The organism is Flavobacterium sp. CYK-55 (assembly GCF_018413465.1).
Taxonomy (GTDB): domain Bacteria; phylum Bacteroidota; class Bacteroidia; order Flavobacteriales; family Flavobacteriaceae; genus Flavobacterium.
The window spans coordinates 108,764-128,868 of sequence record NZ_JAHCDK010000004.1; the positions used below are offsets into that span (position 1 = coordinate 108,764).

Sequence of the window (20,105 nt, forward strand, 5' to 3'; positions counted from 1 at the left end):
ATTGCTATTTTTGACAAACAAAATTCAGCATGCAATTTAAACATCCGGAAATTCTTTACTTCCTCTTTTTACTGGTTATTCCGATACTGGTACATTTGTTTCAATTGCGTCGATTTAAGAAAGAATATTTTACTAATGTTCGGTTCTTACAACAAATCTCTATTCAAACCCGCAAGAGTTCACAAATCAAAAAATGGTTGTTGCTCGCCACGCGTTTGCTATTGTTGACCTTCTTGATTTTGGCATTTGCCCAACCTTATTTTGAGGCCAAAGACAGCAAAAATAGCCATAACTCGATGTATATTGTTTTGGACAATTCGTACAGCATGCAGGCCAAAGGACAAAAAGGCCCATTGTTTCAACGAGCGGTTGAAGATTTACTCGAACACGTTCCGGAAAATCAAACCTTCTCGTTATTGACCAATTCTGAAACGTATTGGAACACCGACATCAAATCAATCAGAAAAGAATTACAACATTTGAATTATAGTCCGTTGCCGTTTCAGTTAGAAAGCGCGATGGCTAAAATTAAAGCCCACGAACCATCATCTGCCAAAGATATCGTAGTGATTACCGATGCTGTAGGTTTGCAAGCGCAACAGCTCAAAAGCATTGACAAAAGTTGGAATACTACTTTTATCACACCCAAATCAGAACAAAAGAGCAATGTGTCTGTTGACAGTGTTTTTGTGAGTCAAACTTCGGCCCAGTTTTACGAAATTGGTGTACAACTCACCGCTTACGGACAAACCAAAGAACTTCCGATTGCTTTGTACAATCTCGACAAGCTTATGGCCAAAACCATTGTTTCAATGGAAACTGATTCAAAACTGATGCGATTTACCATACCGAAAAATGATTTTCAGGGTTATGTTTCAATTACCGACAATGCTTTATTGTATGATAACACCTATTATTTAAGCATTTCAAAACCAAAAAAAGTCAATGTTTTGAGTATAGGCGATGCCGATAAAAGCAACTTTTTAAATAAGATTTACACGCCGGATGAATTCAATTACGGGAATTATTCATTGCGCGAACTTGACTACAACAAAATAGAAGAAAACGATGCCATAGTGCTCAACGAACTCGCCGAAATTCCACAAGCACTTCAAACTACGCTAAAAGATTTTACAGCCAAAGGCGGAAACATTATTGTGATTCCATCAATGCAATGCAAACTCACCAATCTCAATCAATTTTTGAGTCAATTGGGGCAAATTCAGTTACAAAACCCAAAAGCTTCAGAAAAACTCATCACCAAAATATCCTTCAAAAATCCGGTGTTTAGCAGTGTCTTTGAAAAACAAGTAGCCAATTTTCAATACCCAAAAACCCAAAGCCAATTTGGCATTAGCAATGCTTATCCGGCCATTTTGAGCTATGAAGATCAAAGTGTTTTTCTGAGTTCTATACAAAATCCGTTGGGCGCCGTATATGTTTTTGCCGCTGCGCTCAATACACAAAACTCAAATTTTCAACGCTCACCGCTGATTGTTCCGGTGTTTTACAATATGGCGCTAAGCAGAGCCAAAACCGGGGTTGCGGCTTATACCATTGGTGAAAATAATCCGATTTTGGTGGATACCACGCTGGGTAAAGATGAAATATTACGCATTGAAAACCCTCGTGAGAAATTTATTCCAACGCAACAAATCTTGAGCAACAAAGTAAAACTTAATTGTAGTGAAGCGCCACAGTTGGCTGGGAATTACTCGGTATTTCAAGGAAATAATGCGCTCAAAAATGTGAGTTTCAACTATTCACGCACCGAAAGCAAGCCTGACCCTGAGGCCGTAAATGCTTTATCAGATTTTACCATCAAACCCAGCGTAGATCGATTTTTTGACGCTTTACTGACCGAAAGAACTGATCAAACCCTCTGGAAATGGTTAGTGGTTTTGACACTTATCTTTTTGACACTCGAAATATTCATTCAAAAACTGGTCAAATGAAAACACTGCTCAAACAAGCAAAGATTATCGACCCTAAGAGCGCTTTTCACCAACAAACGGTTGATGTGCTTATTGAAAACGGTTCGATACAGAATATCGCGTCTAATCTACAACCCGATTCAGATGTTCAGATGGTTGAACTTGAAAATCTTCATCTCTCGCGCGGCTGGTTTGATTCAAGCGTGTGTTTTGGCGAACCTGGTTTTGAACAGCGAGAAACCATTGAAAACGGTTGTTTGGTTGCGGCACTCAGCGGATTTAGTTCAGTAGCGCTTCAACCAAATTCAGAGCCGATTCATGATAACCAAACTGCAATTTCATGGGCGAAAAGTAAGGCTGAAAAAACAGCGGTTAACCTCTACCCTATTGGCGCGCTCACCAAAGAGTCAGCCGGAAAAGAACTGGCCGAATTATACGATATGAAAAACGCCGGAGCAATTGCATTTGGCGATTATCATAAAGACATTTCCAACAGCAATTTACTCAAGTTAGCGCTTCAATATACACAAGACTTTGGTGGACACATCATTGCTTTTTCGCAAGATCAGAACCTCAAAGGCAACGGCGTTGTCAACGAAGGAATAGTATCGACTCGTTTAGGCTTGAAAGGAATTCCAGCACTGGCAGAAGAAATTCATGTGGCGCGCAATTTATTTTTATTAGAATACACCGGTGGAAAACTGCATATTCCGACCATCTCATCAGCGACTTCAGCAGCTTTGATCAAACAAGCCAAGGCAAAAGGTTTACAGGTTTCATGTAGTGTTGCGGTTTCAAATTTGGTGTTGACTGATGAAGTTCTGGACGGATTTGACACGCGCTACAAACTCATGCCGCCTTTGCGCAATGAAATAGACAGACAAGCTCTTTTGGCTGCGGTTGTTGACGGAACGATTGATGTAATTACCTCAGATCATCAGCCCATTGATATAGAAGGAAAAAAACTCGAATTTGATTTGGCCAGCTATGGAAGCATTGGTTTAGAAAGTGCTTTCGGAGCCTTGAATTCAGTACTTTCGTTGGAGATGGTTATTGAAAAACTCACGGCAGCAACCCATGTTTTTGGTGTAGAATCGAGTTCAATCAACATCGGACAAAAAGCCAATTTAACCTTGTTCAACCCGAATATGGAATGGATTTTTTCAGAAAAAGACATCCTTTCAAAATCAAAAAACGCTGCTTTTCTGGGGCAAAAACTCAAAGGTAAAGCCTACGGAATTTTCAACCGAAACCAATTGATTTTATCATGACCGACGACCTAATCAAAGAAGGCAAAACTGCCGCAATTACCAGTTATATTTTGTTTATCGGCGTGCTTATTGCGCTATCGATGAACTCCGAAACCCGCAACCGTTTTGCCGCTTTTCACATTCGGCAAGCTTTGGGTTTGACCATAACCTTCTTCTCACTTGGTCTCATCGTAAGTAATTTTGATAATTTGATGATTAGTTTCTCGATGTGGATATTCATTTTTGTGCTTTGGAGCTACGGATTTATGAGCGCCATTCAAGGCAAAACAAGAGCCATTCCGCTCTTAGGCAATTGGTTTCAAAAAGTATTTCATTTTATATAATCTATGGCTTTTTCACTCTATCACTTAGTTCGCGAACCTAAGATTAAACTCGATCAAAATCCGCTTTTGTTATTGCTACACGGCTATGGGAGCAACGAAGAAGATTTGTTCTCATTTGCCTCAGAATTGCCCGATGAATATTATGTTATATCAGCGCGCGCGCCTTATGATTTGATGTACGGAAGTTATGCTTGGTATGCCATTAACTTTGATGCCGATGAAAATAAATTTTCTGATTTAGACCAAGCCCGCAGCTCTCGCGATTTGATTGCTGGTTTTATTGATGAACTAATTGATAATTATGCCATTGATGCTCAAAAAATCACCTTGATTGGTTTTAGTCAAGGAAGTATTTTGAGTTATGCGGTGGCTTTATCACATCCTGAAAAGGTGCAGCGAGTGGTTGCGATGAGCGGTTACTTAAACTTGGATATGATGGCTGAAAATTACGCGCAAAACGATTTTTCAAGCCTCAAGATTTTTGCATCACACGGAACTGTTGATCAGGTTATTCCGGTGGATTGGGCTCGCAAAGTTGCGCCAGCTTTAGAGCAACTCAAGATTGATGTAACTTATAAAGAATATCCGGTAGGACACGGTGTGGCGCCGCAAAACTTCTTTGACTTTAGAAATTGGCTCGCGCAAACGCGCTAATTATTTGTCATAAACCACCGATTGAATCACTTCAAATGAAACGGTTTTATCGGGATTGATAAAATACTTGAGTAAAACTTCGCCCCAGTATTGACCATCGCTACAATCGGCCACTATCCAACGATGATTGAGCACTTTAGCTTTGTTGATGATGAATTTTTTTCCGCCAATGGGTGCTTGCCCGGTATACGGATTTCCGGCCGGATTATCATTGAACGCAATAAGCGCATCGGTCACAAATTTTGAAAGTTCTTCATAGGAACCAAACTGCGGAATATTGGCATTGTCAAAATAATTTTGAGCATTTTGATCTTTCTCAATTGAAAAATAATCGGCATCAACCATTTTGTTTTGCAAACTTTGAATACTGTCTTTTAAGCTTTTTCGAACAACTTCGGTATGATTTTGATCAAAAGTTGATTTCTGATTAAAATACATATAGGTAAAAATATTCATCAAAGCAGCAATGATAAACAAGTATAAAAACAGTGATTTTTTCATGATTATAAAGTAATTTCTAAATTATCGTAGGCTACAAAAACATGTTTGGGTAATTTCTTTTGAATGTCTTGATGAAATCCGAATAAGTGACTGATGTGCGTGAGGTATGCGCGTTCAGGCTTGACCAAATCAATAAACTCTAAAGCTTCTTGAAGATTAAAATGTGAATGATGTGGCTCTTCACGCAAAGCATTCACCACCAAAACTTGTACGCCTTTTAACTTGTCAATTTCATGTGGATCAATCGTTTTTACATCGGTTAAATAGGCAAAATCGTCAATTCGATAACCAAAAACCTGCAATCGTCCGTGATCAACATTTATAGGAATAGCCATTTTATCGCCTATTTTAAAAGGTACATCTGGTAAAACTTCAATCGGTTGAACTGATGGCGCTCCGGGGTATTTGTTTTCGGTCTCAAAAACATAGTCAAATCGCTTTTGCAAATTGGCAATGACCCGCGCATGAGCATAAATCGGAATGTCGCCTTGACGAAAGTTAAAAGGTCTGATATCGTCTAGACCGGCGGTATGATCGGCATGTTCGTGGGTGTAGAGAATCCCATCAATTTTTGGGCAGCGTGAAGTGATCATTTGCTGACGAAAATCAGGGCCGCAATCAATGATGTACGAATAATCATCCCAATGAATCCATACTGAAACCCGCAAACGAGTGTCTTTGGGATCGTCACTTTTGCATACAGAATGTTGGCTCCCGATGACCGGAATTCCTTGTGAGGTTCCTGTTCCTAAAAAGTAGACTTTCAATTATGTTATTTTTTTACAAAAATACTATTAATTCTCTTTTGCAAAAGGGCTGTTTTACTAACTTTGTGATGAATTTTTATGTTTGCTTCCCAAAATGGACAAAGAAACCAGGATTAAAGGCGATAGAGCTATTGAGCATATCCCCGCGACCAAAGACAAAGCGCTTCGAATCAATCTAAATGAAAATATTTACGGAACTTTTGCCGAGATTGGCGCCGGTCAAGAAACGGTAAGGCATTTTTTTAGAGCCGGAGGTTCGTCAGGTACGATTGCTAAAGCGATGAGTGCTTATGACAAAGATTTTAGTGACGCTATTTATGGAATTGAAGATGACGGACGTTATGTAACCGAGAGTCGTTTGAAAAAAATGTTGGCCCATGAAACCAATCTTATGGAAAAACGTTTGAGTCGTGAAAAGCATCCGAGCAAATTGTTTTTTAGCTATGCCAATACAGTAGCAACTATTGATTTCGCTAAACAATTTAAAGGCCATGGTTGGGTAGGAATTCGTTATCAACTTGATCCTGATGAAGACTACAATGACATCATTATTCACATCAGATTTAAAGAAACCGATGCCCGCTTGCAACAAGAAACCTTGGGGATTTTGGGTGTAAACTTGATTTATGGAGCTTTTTATAAATTCCATGAACCTAAAAAATTACTGCGCTATTTATACGATCATCTTGACAAAGATCAATTAGAGATTGACACGATCAACTTTTCAGGTCCGCGTTTCTCGCATATTGACAATCGTTTGATGAGTTTGCAATTGGTTAAAAACGGAATGACCGATGCGGTAATGTTTGATCCGCAAGGAAACAACGTTTTACCAGCCGCCATTTTGTACAAAAAAAATATATTGGCTTTGCGCGGAAGTTTCAGACCCGTAACCAAAGTAAACATGGACATGTATGAGCATTCACTCAATATGTTCTTAGCCGAAAATAAAGTAGACAAAGACAACACGCTTGTTGTTTTTGAAATCACCTTATCAAATCTTCGTTCTGAAGGCGAAATTGACGAACGCGACTTTATGGATAGAGCAGAATTGCTTTGTTCATTAGGGCAAACCGTAATGATTTCAAATTTTCAAGAATATTATCGCGTGGTTGAATATTTCTCAGCCTACACCAAAGCTCGTATGGGATTGGCCATGGGCGTGAACAACTTGGTGGATATTTTTGACGAAAAGTACTATCGCCATTTGAGCGGTGGCATTCTCGAAGCATTTGGAAAATTGTTTTATCGCGATTTAAAAGTATTCCTATATCCTATGTTAGGAGATGATGGCGAAGTAATCAATTCTGAAAACCTCAAAGTTCATCCGCGTATGAAAGAACTGTATAAGTTCTTTAAATTCAACGGAAAAGTAGTCGATATTGAAGGGTTTGATTTGCACAACTTACAAGTATTCTCTCGTGAAGTACTCAAAATGATCAGCCAAGGAAAAACCGGCTGGGAGAGTATGCTTCCGGCGGGTATTGCTGAACTCATCAAAAAAGACCAGCTTTTTGGTTATGATCCGAATAAAGTTCTTGAAGAAAGTAACTCATAAAAAAGGCCGCTTATTCAAGCGGCCTTTTTATTTATTTGAGAATCTGAGCGGTATGCTCTTTTGATTTCACATCGGTGATGACTTCTGCAATTTTTGAGTGTTCATCAATGACAAAAGTGATGCGGTGAATACCATCAAAAACTTTTCCCATAAATTTCTTCGGCCCCCAAACGCCAAACGCATTAATGACTGAGCGATCTTCATCGGCCAAAAGCGGGAAAGGTAAATCGTATTTTTTCTTAAAATTAGCTTGAACCTTGGCTGAATCTGCACTTACACCTAAAATAGCATAACCCTGCGCCAAAAACTGATTATAATTATCGCGAAGATTACATGCTTCGACGGTGCAAGTGGGAGTATTGGCTTTTGGGTAAAAATAAACGACCATTTTTTTGCCTTGATAATCAGACAAACTATGTTGTTTTCCGTCTTGATCTAATGCTGAAAATTGCGGAGCGGCATCGCCCGGTTTTAATGTTGTCATAGGAAATTCGGTTATAAATTTTAATCGGGTGAATGAATGTAGAATATTGGCTAAAAACATCTATTTGTGTATACTTGTAAGGTTAAAATTAAAGACAATGACTCAGAAAGAACGTGTAACATTTGTTATAAATACGTTAAATGAACTCTATCCGGATGTTCCGGTGCCGCTCGATCACAAAGATGCTTATACTTTGTTGATTGCTGTCTTGCTTTCAGCTCAATGCACTGATGTTCGCGTGAACCAAATTACGCCTTTATTATTTGCCAAAGCTGATAATCCGTATGATATGGTGAAACTTTCTGTTCAAGAAATTCAAGATATTATTCGTCCTTGTGGTTTATCACCGATGAAATCAAAAGGAATTTACGGCTTGTCGCAAATTTTAATCGAAAAACACAACGGTGAAGTTCCGCAGAGTTTTGAAGACTTAGAAGCGCTTCCGGCTGTCGGGCACAAAACGGCCAGTGTAGTGATGAGCCAGGCTTTTGGCGTTCCGGCTTTTCCGGTGGATACGCATATTCACCGACTGATGCATCGCTGGAATTTATCCAACGGAAAAAACATAGTTCAAACTGAAAAAGACGCCAAACGACTGTTTCCGAAAGAACTTTGGAACAAACTCCATTTGCAGATTATATGGTACGGACGAGAATATTCGCCGGCACGCGGCTGGAATCTTGAAAAAGACGTCATTACGCGCACCATTGGAAGAAAAGAATTCGTGAAATAATCAGCATAAAAAATCCCGGCCTAAACCGGGATGTCTTTTAATTAGCAATGCTTTCTATTTTTAAGTTTCCCACTTTGATAAAGTGGAGTGCTTTTGAATAATTGAGTAAAAAAGAGATGGTTTCTTTTTTGGGTAACATGTTTGAAGTTGCTAATGTTTTCTTAGTGTAGAGTTTTGCCATAAAGCTGTTTTTGTGTTTACAACCTTACAACGCAGCAACTTTTACATTATTGTTAATTGGTTAAAATAATTTGATGCTTATCAATTACTTTTCTCAAATTCATGAGCGCGTATCGCATACGACCCAAGGCCGTATTAATGCTAACACCCGTAATTTCTGAGATTTCTTTAAAACTCAAATCTTGATACATGCGCATCATGAGCACATCTTTCTGATCTTGTGGCAATTCTTCAATGAGTTTGCGCAAATCGCTTTCAACTTGCTCAACGATCATTTTGTTTTCAATAGTTGGATTGTTATCGCTCATGATGGAGAAGATAGAAAACTCTTCTGTTTCACGAAACATCGGCATTTTTTTGTTTCTTCTGAAATGATCGATGATTAAATTGTGGGCAATTCTCATGACCCAAGGCAAAAACTTTCCTTCTTCGTTGTACGAATTTGATTTTAACGTTTTGATGACTTTGATAAAAGTATCTTGGAATAAATCATCTGCCAAGTCGCGATCGGCTATTTTTGAGTAAATAAAACCGTACACCTTAGACTGATGACGTTGAATTAATGTAGCCAAAGCAGACTCGTCGCCGGCTATATAATTCTTAACCAATAAAGCATCTGGGATTTGAACACTAGCCATAAAATTACCTTTTAGTTTTAATAATAAATTTGGAGAAATGTCTCTAAAAAGTAGTTTTACGTAATAGGCAATAGTGTTAAAGAATGATTAATTATAATCCAAATATAGCATAAAGTTTTTCTCAAAAACAAATGAAGATTGAAACTTTAACAATTTTAATGCAATAATTCAATGAATATTAAATGCATTTTATCCAATTTAAATAATTGTTGTTGATGCAATTTTAACGAATGTACAGATTGACTTCCATAGAATTTCACGGCTGAATTATATATCTTTGCGCACATTTATTTTGCCATGAAAACTGTTGATTTTTCGAAGCTCGAACCCCAAAAAAACATCTTGATCAAAGGTGCGCAAATGCACAACCTCAAAAATCTGGATGTGGCCATTCCGCGCAATAAACTCGTAGTAATTACCGGACTTTCAGGTTCCGGAAAATCATCTTTGGCTTTTGATACACTTTATGCTGAAGGGCAAAGACGTTATGTGGAGAGTTTATCATCGTATGCGCGTCAGTTTTTGGGCAGATTAGACAAACCCAAAGTTGAATACATCAAAGGGATCGCTCCGGCCATTGCCATTGAACAAAAAGTCAACACTACCAATGCGCGTTCAACGGTGGGCACTACCACTGAAATTTACGATTATCTCAAACTTTTGTTCGCCAGAATTGGCAAAACCTACTCTCCTATTTCAGGACAAGAAGTCAAGAAAAACTCAGTCTCAGATGTAGTTGATGCCGTCAAAAATATGGAGATGGGCAGCAAATGGTTGCTTTTGGCTCCGATTCAATTAGAAAAAGACCGAAAACTCGATGACAAGCTCAAAGTATTGTTGCAACAAGGTTTTGCTAGGATATTATCTAAAGGTGAAATGCTTCGTCTAGACGAAATTGATTTGGCTTCGGTTGACAATAAAAATCTTTATTTAGTTGTTGATCGTATTATTGTTAAAGACGATGAAGAGTTCTACAACAGGCTTTCAGATGCTGTTCAAACTGCTTTTTTTGAAGGAAAAGGTTTCTGTCAACTAAACGCTTTAGATTCACCCGAAAAAATATCTTTCAGCCATAATTTTGAGTTGGATGGTATGAGTTTTCTCGAACCGAATATTCATCTATTCAGCTTCAACAATCCTTATGGAGCCTGCCCTGTTTGCGAAGGTTATGGCAATATCATTGGGATTGATCCTGATCTGGTGGTGCCCAATACTTCTTTATCTATCTATGAAAACGCAATTTACCCTTGGCGCGGAGAAAGCATGAGTTGGTATCGCGATCAATTGGTGAACTCCGCTTATAAATTTGATTTCCCGATTCACAAACCTTATTTTGAACTCAGTACAGCACAAAAAGAGTTACTCTGGACAGGCAACAGCTATTTTCAAGGTTTGAATGATTTTTTTCAGGAACTTGAAGAGAAAAATTACAAAATTCAAAACCGCGTGATGCTTTCGCGCTACCGCGGAAAAACCACCTGCCACAGTTGTAAAGGCCGAAGATTAAGACCCGAAACATCATATGTAAAAGTAGGAGGGCAAACCATCTCAAATTTGGTAGATTTACCCATCAAACAATTGGTAGCGTTTTTTAAAAATCTAGAATTATCCGATTACGACCAAAAAGTGGCTAAACGATTACTGATTGAAATCAACAACCGATTGAAGTTTTTGTCTGAAGTAGGCCTTGAATATTTGACACTCAACCGAAATTCAGCCACGCTTTCAGGCGGAGAATCGCAACGGATCAACTTGGCAACTTCATTGGGTAGTAGTTTGGTGGGCTCGATGTATATTTTAGATGAACCGAGTATTGGTCTTCATCCAAAAGATACGGAAAGGCTCATCAATGTTTTGCTTTCATTGCGCGATTTGGGCAACACGGTTTTGGTGGTTGAACACGACGAAGACATTATGAAAGCTGCTGATATGATTATTGATATTGGCCCAGAAGCCGGCACTTTTGGTGGAAAATTAGTAGCTCAAGGCACTTATGCCGAAATATTAAAATCAGATTCCCTTACATCGCAATACCTCAGTGGACAGATGAAAATTTCTGTTCCGAGAAGTCGCCGCAAATCAAACAGTTATATTGATATTTTAGGCGCACGCGAGAACAATCTACAGAACATTGATGTGCGTTTCCCGTTAGAAATGCTCACGGTAATTACAGGTGTTTCAGGCAGCGGGAAAAGTACTTTGGTCAAAAAAATTCTCTATCCTGCTATTCAGCGAAAACTCGAAGGTGTAGGCGAAAAAGCCGGACAGTTTAGCGATATGCAAGGCTATTATCACAAAATACATCACATTGAATATGTGGATCAAAACCCCATTGGTCGAAGCTCACGTTCAAATCCGGTGACGTATATCAAAGCTTATGATGACATTCGCGATTTGTTTTCAAAAGAAAAACTGTCTAAAATTCGCGGTTATCAGCCCAAACATTTTTCGTTTAATGTTGATGGCGGCAGATGTGAAACTTGTAGCGGAGAAGGTAGCATCAATGTAGAAATGGTATTTATGGCCGACGTGCAATTGCCCTGCGATACTTGTGGCGGAAAACGTTTTAAGAAAGAAATCCTCGAAGTAAATTTTGAGGGTAAAAACATTGATGACATACTCTCGATGACTATTGATGACGCTGTTGATTTTTTTGAAACGCATAAGCAAACGAAAATTGTTCAAAAACTTCAACCTTTGCGTGATGTAGGATTGGGTTATGTACAACTCGGTCAGTCATCTTCAACTTTATCAGGAGGCGAAGCACAGCGCATTAAGCTTGCCTCTTTTTTGGTTAAAGGAAATACCAAAGAAAAAGCCCTATTCATCTTTGACGAACCCACAACTGGGCTTCATTTTCACGATATCAAAAAACTATTGGCTTCATTTGATGCCCTGATTGAAAAAGGGCATTCGATTATAGTAATTGAGCACAACATTGATTTGATTAAATGTGCCGATTATATCATTGATTTAGGCCCTGAAGGCGGTGAAAACGGCGGAAACTTATTAGCTGTTGGAACACCAGAAGAAATTGTTCAAAATAAAAAATCAATTACCGGAAAATACCTTAAGGAAAAGCTCTAGTTTTCTTGTGAAGGCATATCAGGCGCATCATCAGCAAAGAAAAGATTGAAAACAAAAATCTTTACATAGCGCGTTTCATTGCTTTCAAATGAATAAGTAATTTTTTTTGCTTTAGGGTCAAGTGACAATTTTCCGCGCGCACTTTTAGAACGCAAAATCCAAGTTGCGACCCCTTCTTCATCTAACGAATAATTGACTATTGAACCGTGGTATAAACGGGTTTTTCCATCATCAGTTAGCGCTATAGCAATATACCCATTGCTTTTGGTGTTGATTTCACGTATATCGATAACAGAACTTTCATACTCTGTATCTTTCAAATCATAAGCTTCACGCTCTTGATTCCAAACATAAAACAAACGGCTATCTGAACTAAAACGACGCTGTTCATTGACCTTTACAGGAGTAGTTTGGGCATTTGAGAAAAAAACTACAAATAAGAAAACAGTACTGAGGATATACTTCATGGGGTTGAAAAATTTTCGCCAAAAATATGAAAATTGATTGAATAGAAATGAGTTTGAGAAAAAAATACCTACCTACGTAAAAATCTATCTTTCTGATAATCTGAAACATAAAAACCTCCCGTTTTATTTTGTGGTTTAAATCATCTTTTTTGGCATACCACTTGCAATTGGGTTAGCAACGGCCGAAATGAGTTTGGCCTTCACTTTAAACACGATGCCTTATGAAAACAATTACTCTTTTGACCGCTGTTGTTTGGTTAACCGGAGCAGCAGCCTCAGCATCAACCCTTCGTTCTTTGACAAACAAAAACAATTATTTTGATGAGCCAATCACATTTACCGAACGAGGAATTAAGTTTTACATTTTTACCGACGGTGGTTTTGATTTCAGTACAAATACTGAAGCAAGTTCAGAAGTAGTATACCGCAATGGTCGACGCCATTCAGAACCAAAAGGTGTTCGCATCACTCGAGATACACAAGGTCGTATCAGAAGTATTGGAAAAGTTTATATGAACTACGATGAACAAAACAGAATCAAAAGAATTGGTAGTGTATTTATGAATTACAACCGATTTGCTTTATCAGAAGTGGGTGGTTTGAGAATTATCTATAACTGTAGAGGTGAAATCACAAAAATACTAGGTTCTGTAAAAAGTTGTCAAACTTGGTATAATAGTTGTAACGATGATTCTAGTCATTTTGAAGAGTATTCTACGCACACTGGAACTTATTACAGAACCGGTAAAGAAAGATGATAATAGTTAAAAATTGGGTTATTGATTAAATCCCGCTAATCAGAGCATTGGCGGGATTTTTTTATGTCTTTTTAAAAAACTTCATGGTTTTGTGATCTATTAAATCATTGATTTCGCTCGAAACTTGCCAACGATAATTTAGAAAAACATAAATCGGTACAATCAATGCTGACTTAGCTATAATATTAACCAAAGGGTGAAAATTAAAATCCCAAAAATAAAACATCAAAAACACCAAGGCCATAATAACAAATGACTTAAGCGTATTGATTGTAAACGGAAACAAATTCATCTTACGCACAACAAACCAAAGCTTAATTGTATTATAAATACAAACTGAAATGAGTGTTGCCCACGCAGCGCCTTCAATTCCATAAGGAGGAATCAAAAGCATGTTGAGACCAATCATCATAAAAACAAGCAACAAACCAAACATCAATACCCAACGATAATACTTTGTATTGAGAATAATAGCATTGTTGTTCCCGAGAATCACATCGTAAAATTTTGACAATCCAATAACAAAAACCACAGTGATTCCACCGCTGTAATCAGAAGGTATTAGCTCATATATTTGTCGGATGTTGACAAAAATACCCAACATCACCATACCTCCGATCACCTGAAGAGTAATAGCACTTTTTTGATATAAATCCTGTAATTCTCTATGTTTGTTCTCGCCGATAAGTTTGGCTGTAATCGGATAAATAATTTGCAACATAGCCCGGCTCGGAACAGCAATAACCGTCGCGATAAAAATAGCTACTGAATAAAGCGCATTACTGCTGATATCTCTGTAGGCCGGAATCATAACTTTATCAAAATCCATGAGTAATACAGCTACTCCACCCGACAGAATAATAAAAAACGAGTAACCAAAAATCTCTTTACTGTTGTGTGGTAATTTAAAATGTAAACGCGGAGTTTTGACATACATCGCATAGGCTTTCATCACCAAAAATTGTATAATATATGCCCCCAACAAGCCATAAATGAATCCATCTTTGGTCATCCAGTCAAAATGAACCGAAAACAGCATTCCCATCACCAACAGTCGAACCAAAACTTCACTAATAAAATTTCCTAAAACAGACTGCATGTGAACTTTGACCCAAGCATAATAAATCTCAAAATAGCCCATGCAAATACCAATAATCGGAATCAACCAAAAAAAGGGTTTTATACCGGGGTTCTCGCTGATGACCCAATAAGCAATTTGATCATAAAAAGAATAAAAAGCAATCAGCAGTGGAATTATCAGCAAGAGCGGCATCCAAAGCATGAAGCTTAAAAAAGTCTCCCGCTGTTGCTCATCACGGCAATTAGAATAAAACCGAATCAAAGTACTATGAACCCCAAAAGCCATAAGCGGCATCATAATGTTGGAAGCCGACAGTAAAAAGGCCACCATACCATAATGTGTTTTTCCTAAAAAATGAGTGTAGAAAAAAAGTGCATTGACCGCTCCAATGCCAAAACCCAGAAAAGTAATAATGGTATTTTTTATCGATTGACTTTGAACGATGCCCATACAAATCGATTATTAGAGTAAACTGGATAGTTTTTTGGTAAGACTCTGACGAGAATATTGATCAACGCCCACGGCATGTACACTCAAGTTTTTTTCAAGATACTTTGTATACCATTGTTTCAGAGTTTGTTTGATCTCCTCTTTAGCGGCATAATCATAAAAAACACCGGTGTTGGTTTGTTGTATTATATTAGAAAAATCCGAACCTCTGGGTCCAATCGCAAGAATAGGCCTATTGGATATCATATATTCAAATAATTTACCCGGAATAATACTAATGGTATTGGCTGAATTTATTTCAATAAGCAACAGAACTTGTGACTTTCTCTGGTGAACTATTGCTTGCTGATGCGAAACATATCCCAGATTATTTACAAATTCACCCAAATTATAACTACCTATAGTATCTAAAACTTCTTTACTTACTGTACCTATAAGCTTAAGTTCTAAATTTTGTGCAAAACCGGGAATCTCTTTAACCAAATCTGAAATGGCTTGCCAAAGATGCACAGGGTTTCGCTCAGATAAAAAAGAGCCGATATGTGCCAAACTAAATTTTTCATCTAAAGTTTGCTTTGCCACCTTTTCCATATCAAAACCATTTGTAATTACGGTAATCGGTTGAACGGTTTTTTTCTCAAACTCAACTTTTGTACTCGGGCTGGTCACAATAATCTCATCTGCTAGGTTGAGCACTCTTTTTTCTAGCATTTTATGTTTGTAAGCAGCATTTTCTGATAAATGAAGTTTATCGTGATACCCAATAGTAGTCCACGGATCTCGAAAATCAGCCAACCAACGCACTGAGAGTTGTTCTTTTAATTTTAAACCAATCAAATGTAAGCTATGTGGCGGACCAGTGGTAATAACCGTATCAATTTGATGTTCTTGAATATATTTTTTGAGATAACGAACTGAAGGTTTTACCCATAAAACCCGTGCATCAGGGATAAATAAATTACCGCGAACCCACAATAAAAAACGATCAATTTGGGTTTGCTTACGCTCGTTAGGAATAATACCAGCACTGATTTTTTTAGTTTTATCCTTTGAAAAAAAAGAGGCCAAGGCATAAGGCTCAAAAATTCTCTGTTTTAAAACCGTCGTTTTTTCAGAAACTTCATCTAAAAGGTGCTCATCAATAATGGGATAAGAAGGATTTTCAGGCACGTAAACAATGGGTTGAAACCCAAAATCAGGTAAATATTTCACAAATTTTAACCAACGCTGAACACCGGGTCCGCCTGCCGGAGGAAAGTAATAAGTGATGATCAGCACTTTTTTCATGGTTAAAATTTAGTTGTTTTGATCTTTGTGGGTAAACCAAAGTTTTTTTCTTTCAAAATACAATCCGCCAACAATGAGCATCAACATTAAGGCTGAACTTCCTAAAGCTATTGAACTACCGGTTTTTACTACTTCAGGTTCAAACTTAAATTCAATTTTATGATGACCCGCCGGAACTTGCATTGCACGCAAAACATAATCAACCCTAAAATGAGGTACTAATTTTCCGTCAAGATAAGCGTTCCATCCTTCGGCATAATACATCTCAGAAAAAACAGCCAAGCCTGCATTTGTATTATTAGAAACGTAAGTTAAATGATTAGGCAAATATTGCGTGAGTTTGATTGAAGCCAGACTGTCTTTGACAAACTCTTGTTCGGTGATGTTCAAATGTGCAAAATCATTCTTGTTTACTGCCGCAATATTTTTGGTATCGAGTTTATTTAAAATACGCATTTCTTCATTGGCTGTGCTTACAAGGTGAAGCTTTTGAACAAACCAAGCGTTGCCATTGGCCATATCGTTAAGCATCGGAACAGCCGCTCCGGTTGAATCGGTTTGAATGATGTACTTTACATTGAGCATATCCAAGACACCCATATTATTTTTGGCAATTTGATAATCAAAAAGTTGCTGCATTCTTCTGGGTTTTGCAGCGTGATATCCACCAATTGAACTATGAAAATACGACGCTCTTGCACTACTCATGTTTCCGTCAATGTCAAAAACCCTAAAATGAGATTTATCGTTTTGAATCATTTGATCGGCAGCATTTGGTGCAAACGGAGCATCAACTTCGTGGGCGCTCAAAAAGTCAGAGCTACTCACATAATTTCGGTCGATAAAAAACAAATCACCCACCATAAAAATACCAATCAAAATAATCGCGCTGTTTTTTTGTATGCGCTCTTTTTGAAACAGCCAAAGTAAAACCGAAACAACCATCATGAAAAACCCACTGCGCAATAAATCAGCCATATACAATGATTTTCTGTCTGATCTGAGTGCTTCTACAAAGTCCGGTCCGTAGTTTTGTCGGTAGTAAGCATCCATTGGGCCTGCATATTCAAACATGCCTTTGGCTAAAAATAAGACCGCTAAAATTCCCAAAGCTGTCGCGGCAGTTTTCCACAAAACCGACCATTGTTTCTCTTTAGGTAACCTGAAAAATTGTTGTAAACCTAATATAGCAATTACCGGCGCACATACTTCAAGGATAACCTGAATGGATGAAACCGCTCTGAATTTATCGTACATCGGTAAATATGCAATGCAAAAATCGGTCAAGACCGAGAAGTTTTTACCCCAAGACAAAGCCAATGAAATCAGTGCTGCCGTGAGAAAAGCAAAACGCAATCTACGCCCGCCCGCATAAAAGGCCAATAAACTCAGAAAGAAAACTACCGCTCCAATATAGGCCGGGGCAGCTACTATAGGCTGATCGCCCCAATACGTTGGCAAGCCTTCAGAAAATTCTTTGGCTTGTGATTCTGGCACACCTTGATTAACCGCAAATTCATAAACAGCACTATCAGTGCCAAGGTTTTCACTGTTGGAACCACCAAACAAACGCGGTACAAACAAATCAAGGCTTTCGGCTAATCCGTAACTATATTCAGTAATATATTCGTTACTCATAGCATTCTGGGTTGTAGCCTCGCTCCCATCGGGATTAAAAGTGAGTTCGCTTTTACTGCGGGTACTGAATTTGGCATATTCAGAAGTAGCCATCAAATTAGTAGCATTAACACCAATGGCAACTACAGCCGAAACCCCAAAAACCAAGAATACTTGAGCCAATTCTTTGAACTGTTTTTCTTTGATCAATTGTACCAAATAATAAGTGCCAATTACCAATAAAAACAACAACAAATAATAGGTCATCTGAAAGTGGTTGGCATTGATTTCAAGCGCAGCTACCAACATTGTAACAATGCCTCCGATTATGTACCTTTTGCGAAAGACCAACAAAACACCGGCAACCACCATAGGCATATAAGCAATTGCATGAGCCTTGGCATTGTGCCCTACCCCCAAAATAACAATCAAATAAGTTGAAAAACCAAAAGCTAATGCTCCGAAAAAAGCCTGTAAAACATCAGCTTTGAGTACGCGTAAAAGCACATAAAAGCCCAAGAAATACAGAAACAAATAGTCTGCAGGCCGGGGCAGAAAACGCAAGATATGATCTAGTTTACTGATGTATTCGTGCGGATACTCGGCTCCCAACTGATACGTTGGCATACCGCCAAAAGCACTGTCTGTCCAGTAAGGTTCGGTGTGATAAGTATTGCGAAAATCGTTTTGTTCTTTGGCCATTCCGGTATACTGAACTATGTCAGATTGGAATATTTTTTTGCCCTGAAGAATTGGATAAAAGTAAAGACACGAAACCAACACAAATCCTAAAACAACCAAGATATGTGCGTAGATTTTTTTGAAATAGTTTGTCATAGTTTTGAAAACCCGTGAGGTTGGCAGTTTAAAGAGTCAAAAATAATCAAAAACTCACAACCTTTAACCGTGTTTTGATGAGTTTTATTCTATTTCTTCAAAGTCAACGTACTCGCCTACAATCTTGGTTTCACGCGGCTTGTCTTGTTTGGCATGATCCCGAATAATTTCGTCTTGATTCTGATTCGTTCTTGATTGTTGCTGGTATTGTTGCTGAAAGCTTTGACCTGCTTTCTGCACAACCTTCTGAACCATAATTGGCAAGAGCAAGCGTGCAACAAATTTTAGTAAGTAATAAAAAGCGATGATGTATAAAAGCGTTTCTAAAAGACCGCTCAAAGATGCCGTTTGCATGTGCATAAATTTTTGACAAATGTACATAATCCATGATGCAAAAATGATAACAGATTCATAAATTGTGGCTTTTTATATTACTTTTGAAACGGTGGATTTATCAACCACAACAACCATTTTATGTTCAAAAACCAATTCCTTTTAGCCTTGCTTTTTTTGCTGTATTCTACGGCTCAATATGGTCAATATACTGACGAAATCAACTCGAATCGCCCCGGAAAATCTATGGGAGCTTTTGCTGTTGGGCAAACCATTTTTCAAACTGAATGGGGTTTGAGCTATATTGACGAAAAAAATCACGACAATGACTTTAATGCGCAAGCTTGGTCCAGCGACTTAGAAATGAGATACGGTGCTTTTTTTGAACAACTCGAACTCAATGCCAACGTGAACTACTACAACGAGAGCTACAGTTTTCCGGGTGGTGATGGTCATCAAGCAGCACTTAGACGAGTAACTTTGGGGTTAAAGTATATGATTTATGATCCTGAGATGAATTACGAACCCAAACCTAATTTGTATAGCTGGAAAGCCAACCACAAATTTAATTGGCGCCAATTCATCCCGGCAGTTGGCATTTACGGTGGATTGCATTTTAATCTGGCCAAAGAAAAATTCTTGCGTACCGGAATGTGGAAAGAAAACGGCATCGCTACCAAAGGAATGCTCATCACACAACATCAATTTGGCAAATACAGCTTTGTAACGAACTTTATTTTAGATCAATTTCCGTCACAGCGAAATTCGTTTGATTACATATTAACGGTAACGCGTGGTTTTAATATGCGTATGTCGGGAATGTTTGAAATTCAGGGCATCAATGGCGAAAACTTCAGAGAAAATTACATGCGCATTGGAGCTGCGTATTTGCTCAAGAAAAATATACAAATTGACGCCTCAGTTGGTTCAAACTTGCAGTATGCACCCAAAATAATGTATGCCAATGTAGGTTTCTCCTGGAGATTCGAAGGCCAATACAGCGATTTTATGTTGCGTATTCCAAAAGATAAAAAAGAAGGAAAATCAAAAATGGATAAAAAGTTTGAGAAGGAAAAAGACAAACAAAAAGAGAAAAAGAAAAAACGCATGGATGCTGTTGAATCAGGAGAAAAAGCTAATTAACG

At 38.1% G+C, this 20,105-nt stretch carries 19 protein-coding genes; 9 read left to right on the forward strand and 10 right to left on the reverse strand.

The features are described from left to right. The first annotated feature begins 29 nt into the window (after positions 1-29). The 4 genes from KIH23_RS07000 to KIH23_RS07015 are packed head-to-tail and all read left to right on the forward strand — an operon-like array spanning position 30 to position 4,182. Positions 30-1,955 (forward strand): vWA domain-containing protein, encoded by a 1,926-nt coding sequence (locus KIH23_RS07000; protein WP_213212423.1) that lies wholly within the window; start codon positions 30-32, stop codon positions 1,953-1,955. Next, the gene (locus KIH23_RS07005; RefSeq protein ID WP_213212425.1) at positions 1,952-3,205 is read left to right on the forward strand and encodes a dihydroorotase; all 1,254 of its coding nucleotides are present in this window, start codon (positions 1,952-1,954) and stop codon (positions 3,203-3,205) included. The genes KIH23_RS07000 and KIH23_RS07005 overlap by 4 nt, the downstream gene beginning before the upstream one ends. After that, positions 3,202-3,528, forward strand: coding sequence for a hypothetical protein (locus KIH23_RS07010; RefSeq protein WP_213212426.1), 327 nt, complete (start codon positions 3,202-3,204; stop codon positions 3,526-3,528). Before KIH23_RS07005 ends, KIH23_RS07010 begins: the two co-directional genes overlap by 4 nt. A 3-nt stretch (positions 3,529-3,531) precedes the next feature. After that, positions 3,532-4,182, forward strand: a complete 651-nt coding sequence (locus tag KIH23_RS07015; RefSeq protein ID WP_213212428.1) for an alpha/beta hydrolase — start codon at positions 3,532-3,534, stop codon at positions 4,180-4,182. Here KIH23_RS07015 and KIH23_RS07020 read toward each other — a convergent pair whose 3' ends face one another. Further along, positions 4,183-4,683 carry a hypothetical protein gene (locus KIH23_RS07020; RefSeq protein ID WP_213212430.1) on the reverse strand — a complete coding sequence of 167 codons (501 nt, stop codon included), beginning with the start codon at positions 4,681-4,683 and terminating at the stop codon, positions 4,183-4,185. 2 nt (positions 4,684-4,685) lie between these two features. Beyond that, positions 4,686-5,450 carry an MBL fold metallo-hydrolase gene (locus tag KIH23_RS07025; RefSeq protein WP_213212432.1) on the reverse strand — a complete coding sequence of 255 codons (765 nt, stop codon included), beginning with the start codon at positions 5,448-5,450 and terminating at the stop codon, positions 4,686-4,688. A gap of 94 nt (positions 5,451-5,544) precedes the next feature. Here KIH23_RS07025 and KIH23_RS07030 point away from each other — a divergent pair, with 94 nt between their 5' ends. Further along, positions 5,545-7,008 (forward strand): TonB-dependent receptor, encoded by a 1,464-nt coding sequence (locus tag KIH23_RS07030; protein WP_213212435.1) that lies wholly within the window; start codon positions 5,545-5,547, stop codon positions 7,006-7,008. A 31-nt stretch (positions 7,009-7,039) separates the two neighbouring features. On the opposite strand, the gene bcp is transcribed toward KIH23_RS07030, so the two are convergent. Then, entirely contained in the window at positions 7,040-7,492 is a 453-nt protein-coding gene (gene bcp, locus KIH23_RS07035; RefSeq protein WP_213212438.1) for a thioredoxin-dependent thiol peroxidase, read from the reverse strand. 97 nt (positions 7,493-7,589) lie between these two features. Between bcp and KIH23_RS07040 the strand changes: the two genes are divergently transcribed. Beyond that, on the forward strand, positions 7,590-8,225 hold the full coding sequence (locus tag KIH23_RS07040) for an endonuclease III domain-containing protein (protein ID WP_213212440.1): 636 nt from the start codon (positions 7,590-7,592) through the stop codon (positions 8,223-8,225). A 37-nt stretch (positions 8,226-8,262) separates the two neighbouring features. Here KIH23_RS07040 and KIH23_RS07045 read toward each other — a convergent pair whose 3' ends face one another. Beyond that, the gene (locus KIH23_RS07045) at positions 8,263-8,406 is read right to left on the reverse strand and encodes a hypothetical protein (RefSeq protein WP_213212442.1); all 144 of its coding nucleotides are present in this window, start codon (positions 8,404-8,406) and stop codon (positions 8,263-8,265) included. 52 nt (positions 8,407-8,458) lie between these two features. After that, positions 8,459-9,043, reverse strand: a complete 585-nt coding sequence (locus KIH23_RS07050; protein ID WP_213212443.1) for an RNA polymerase sigma factor — start codon at positions 9,041-9,043, stop codon at positions 8,459-8,461. A 297-nt stretch (positions 9,044-9,340) separates the two neighbouring features. Between KIH23_RS07050 and uvrA the strand changes: the two genes are divergently transcribed. Beyond that, a complete protein-coding gene (gene uvrA, locus KIH23_RS07055; RefSeq protein ID WP_213212445.1) occupies positions 9,341-12,130 on the forward strand; it encodes an excinuclease ABC subunit UvrA in 2,790 nt (929 codons plus the stop codon). Here uvrA and KIH23_RS07060 read toward each other — a convergent pair. Next, a complete protein-coding gene (locus tag KIH23_RS07060; RefSeq protein ID WP_213212447.1) occupies positions 12,127-12,597 on the reverse strand; it encodes a hypothetical protein in 471 nt (156 codons plus the stop codon). The genes uvrA and KIH23_RS07060 overlap by 4 nt on opposite strands. 221 nt (positions 12,598-12,818) lie before the next feature. Between KIH23_RS07060 and KIH23_RS07065 the strand changes: the two genes are divergently transcribed. After that, positions 12,819-13,355, forward strand: a complete 537-nt coding sequence (locus tag KIH23_RS07065) for a hypothetical protein (RefSeq protein ID WP_213212449.1) — start codon at positions 12,819-12,821, stop codon at positions 13,353-13,355. A 61-nt stretch (positions 13,356-13,416) separates the two neighbouring features. Here KIH23_RS07065 and KIH23_RS07070 read toward each other — a convergent pair whose 3' ends face one another. From KIH23_RS07070 to KIH23_RS07085, 4 genes are all read right to left on the reverse strand, one after another. Further along, positions 13,417-14,886, reverse strand: coding sequence for a lipopolysaccharide biosynthesis protein (locus KIH23_RS07070; protein WP_213212451.1), 1,470 nt, complete (start codon positions 14,884-14,886; stop codon positions 13,417-13,419). Between the two features lie 12 nt (positions 14,887-14,898). Continuing rightward, a complete protein-coding gene (locus KIH23_RS07075) occupies positions 14,899-16,173 on the reverse strand; it encodes a glycosyltransferase (RefSeq protein ID WP_213212453.1) in 1,275 nt (424 codons plus the stop codon). 9 nt (positions 16,174-16,182) lie between these two features. Further along, the gene (locus KIH23_RS07080) at positions 16,183-18,627 is read right to left on the reverse strand and encodes a YfhO family protein (RefSeq protein WP_213212455.1); all 2,445 of its coding nucleotides are present in this window, start codon (positions 18,625-18,627) and stop codon (positions 16,183-16,185) included. A gap of 84 nt (positions 18,628-18,711) precedes the next feature. Continuing rightward, positions 18,712-18,981, reverse strand: coding sequence for a DUF4834 family protein (locus KIH23_RS07085; protein WP_213212456.1), 270 nt, complete (start codon positions 18,979-18,981; stop codon positions 18,712-18,714). 120 nt (positions 18,982-19,101) lie between these two features. Between KIH23_RS07085 and KIH23_RS07090 the strand changes: the two genes are divergently transcribed. Next, positions 19,102-20,103, forward strand: a complete 1,002-nt coding sequence (locus KIH23_RS07090) for a transporter (protein WP_213212458.1) — start codon at positions 19,102-19,104, stop codon at positions 20,101-20,103. The last annotated feature ends 2 nt before the right edge of the window (positions 20,104-20,105 follow it).

Excerpts from the sequence above, each read along its gene's own strand:
- KIH23_RS07085 (WP_213212456.1), bottom strand. The coding sequence starts at position 18,981 with ATGCAAACGGCATCTTTGAGCGGTCTTTTAGAAACGCTTTTATACATC.
- KIH23_RS07090 (WP_213212458.1), top strand. The coding sequence starts at position 19,102 with ATGTTCAAAAACCAATTCCTTTTAGCCTTGCTTTTTTTGCTGTATTCT.
- KIH23_RS07065 (WP_213212449.1), top strand. The coding sequence starts at position 12,819 with ATGAAAACAATTACTCTTTTGACCGCTGTTGTTTGGTTAACCGGAGCA.
- KIH23_RS07030 (WP_213212435.1), top strand. The coding sequence starts at position 5,545 with ATGGACAAAGAAACCAGGATTAAAGGCGATAGAGCTATTGAGCATATC.
- KIH23_RS07040 (WP_213212440.1), top strand. The coding sequence starts at position 7,590 with ATGACTCAGAAAGAACGTGTAACATTTGTTATAAATACGTTAAATGAA.
- KIH23_RS07005 (WP_213212425.1), top strand. The coding sequence starts at position 1,952 with ATGAAAACACTGCTCAAACAAGCAAAGATTATCGACCCTAAGAGCGCT.
- KIH23_RS07080 (WP_213212455.1), bottom strand. The coding sequence starts at position 18,627 with ATGACAAACTATTTCAAAAAAATCTACGCACATATCTTGGTTGTTTTA.
- KIH23_RS07010 (WP_213212426.1), top strand. The coding sequence starts at position 3,202 with ATGACCGACGACCTAATCAAAGAAGGCAAAACTGCCGCAATTACCAGT.
- KIH23_RS07045 (WP_213212442.1), bottom strand. The coding sequence starts at position 8,406 with ATGGCAAAACTCTACACTAAGAAAACATTAGCAACTTCAAACATGTTA.
- KIH23_RS07020 (WP_213212430.1), bottom strand. The coding sequence starts at position 4,683 with ATGAAAAAATCACTGTTTTTATACTTGTTTATCATTGCTGCTTTGATG.
- KIH23_RS07075 (WP_213212453.1), bottom strand. The coding sequence starts at position 16,173 with ATGAAAAAAGTGCTGATCATCACTTATTACTTTCCTCCGGCAGGCGGA.
- KIH23_RS07015 (WP_213212428.1), top strand. The coding sequence starts at position 3,532 with ATGGCTTTTTCACTCTATCACTTAGTTCGCGAACCTAAGATTAAACTC.
- uvrA (WP_213212445.1), top strand. The coding sequence starts at position 9,341 with ATGAAAACTGTTGATTTTTCGAAGCTCGAACCCCAAAAAAACATCTTG.
- KIH23_RS07060 (WP_213212447.1), bottom strand. The coding sequence starts at position 12,597 with ATGAAGTATATCCTCAGTACTGTTTTCTTATTTGTAGTTTTTTTCTCA.
- KIH23_RS07000 (WP_213212423.1), top strand. The coding sequence starts at position 30 with ATGCAATTTAAACATCCGGAAATTCTTTACTTCCTCTTTTTACTGGTT.
- bcp (WP_213212438.1), bottom strand. The coding sequence starts at position 7,492 with ATGACAACATTAAAACCGGGCGATGCCGCTCCGCAATTTTCAGCATTA.
- KIH23_RS07050 (WP_213212443.1), bottom strand. The coding sequence starts at position 9,043 with ATGGCTAGTGTTCAAATCCCAGATGCTTTATTGGTTAAGAATTATATA.
- KIH23_RS07070 (WP_213212451.1), bottom strand. The coding sequence starts at position 14,886 with ATGGGCATCGTTCAAAGTCAATCGATAAAAAATACCATTATTACTTTT.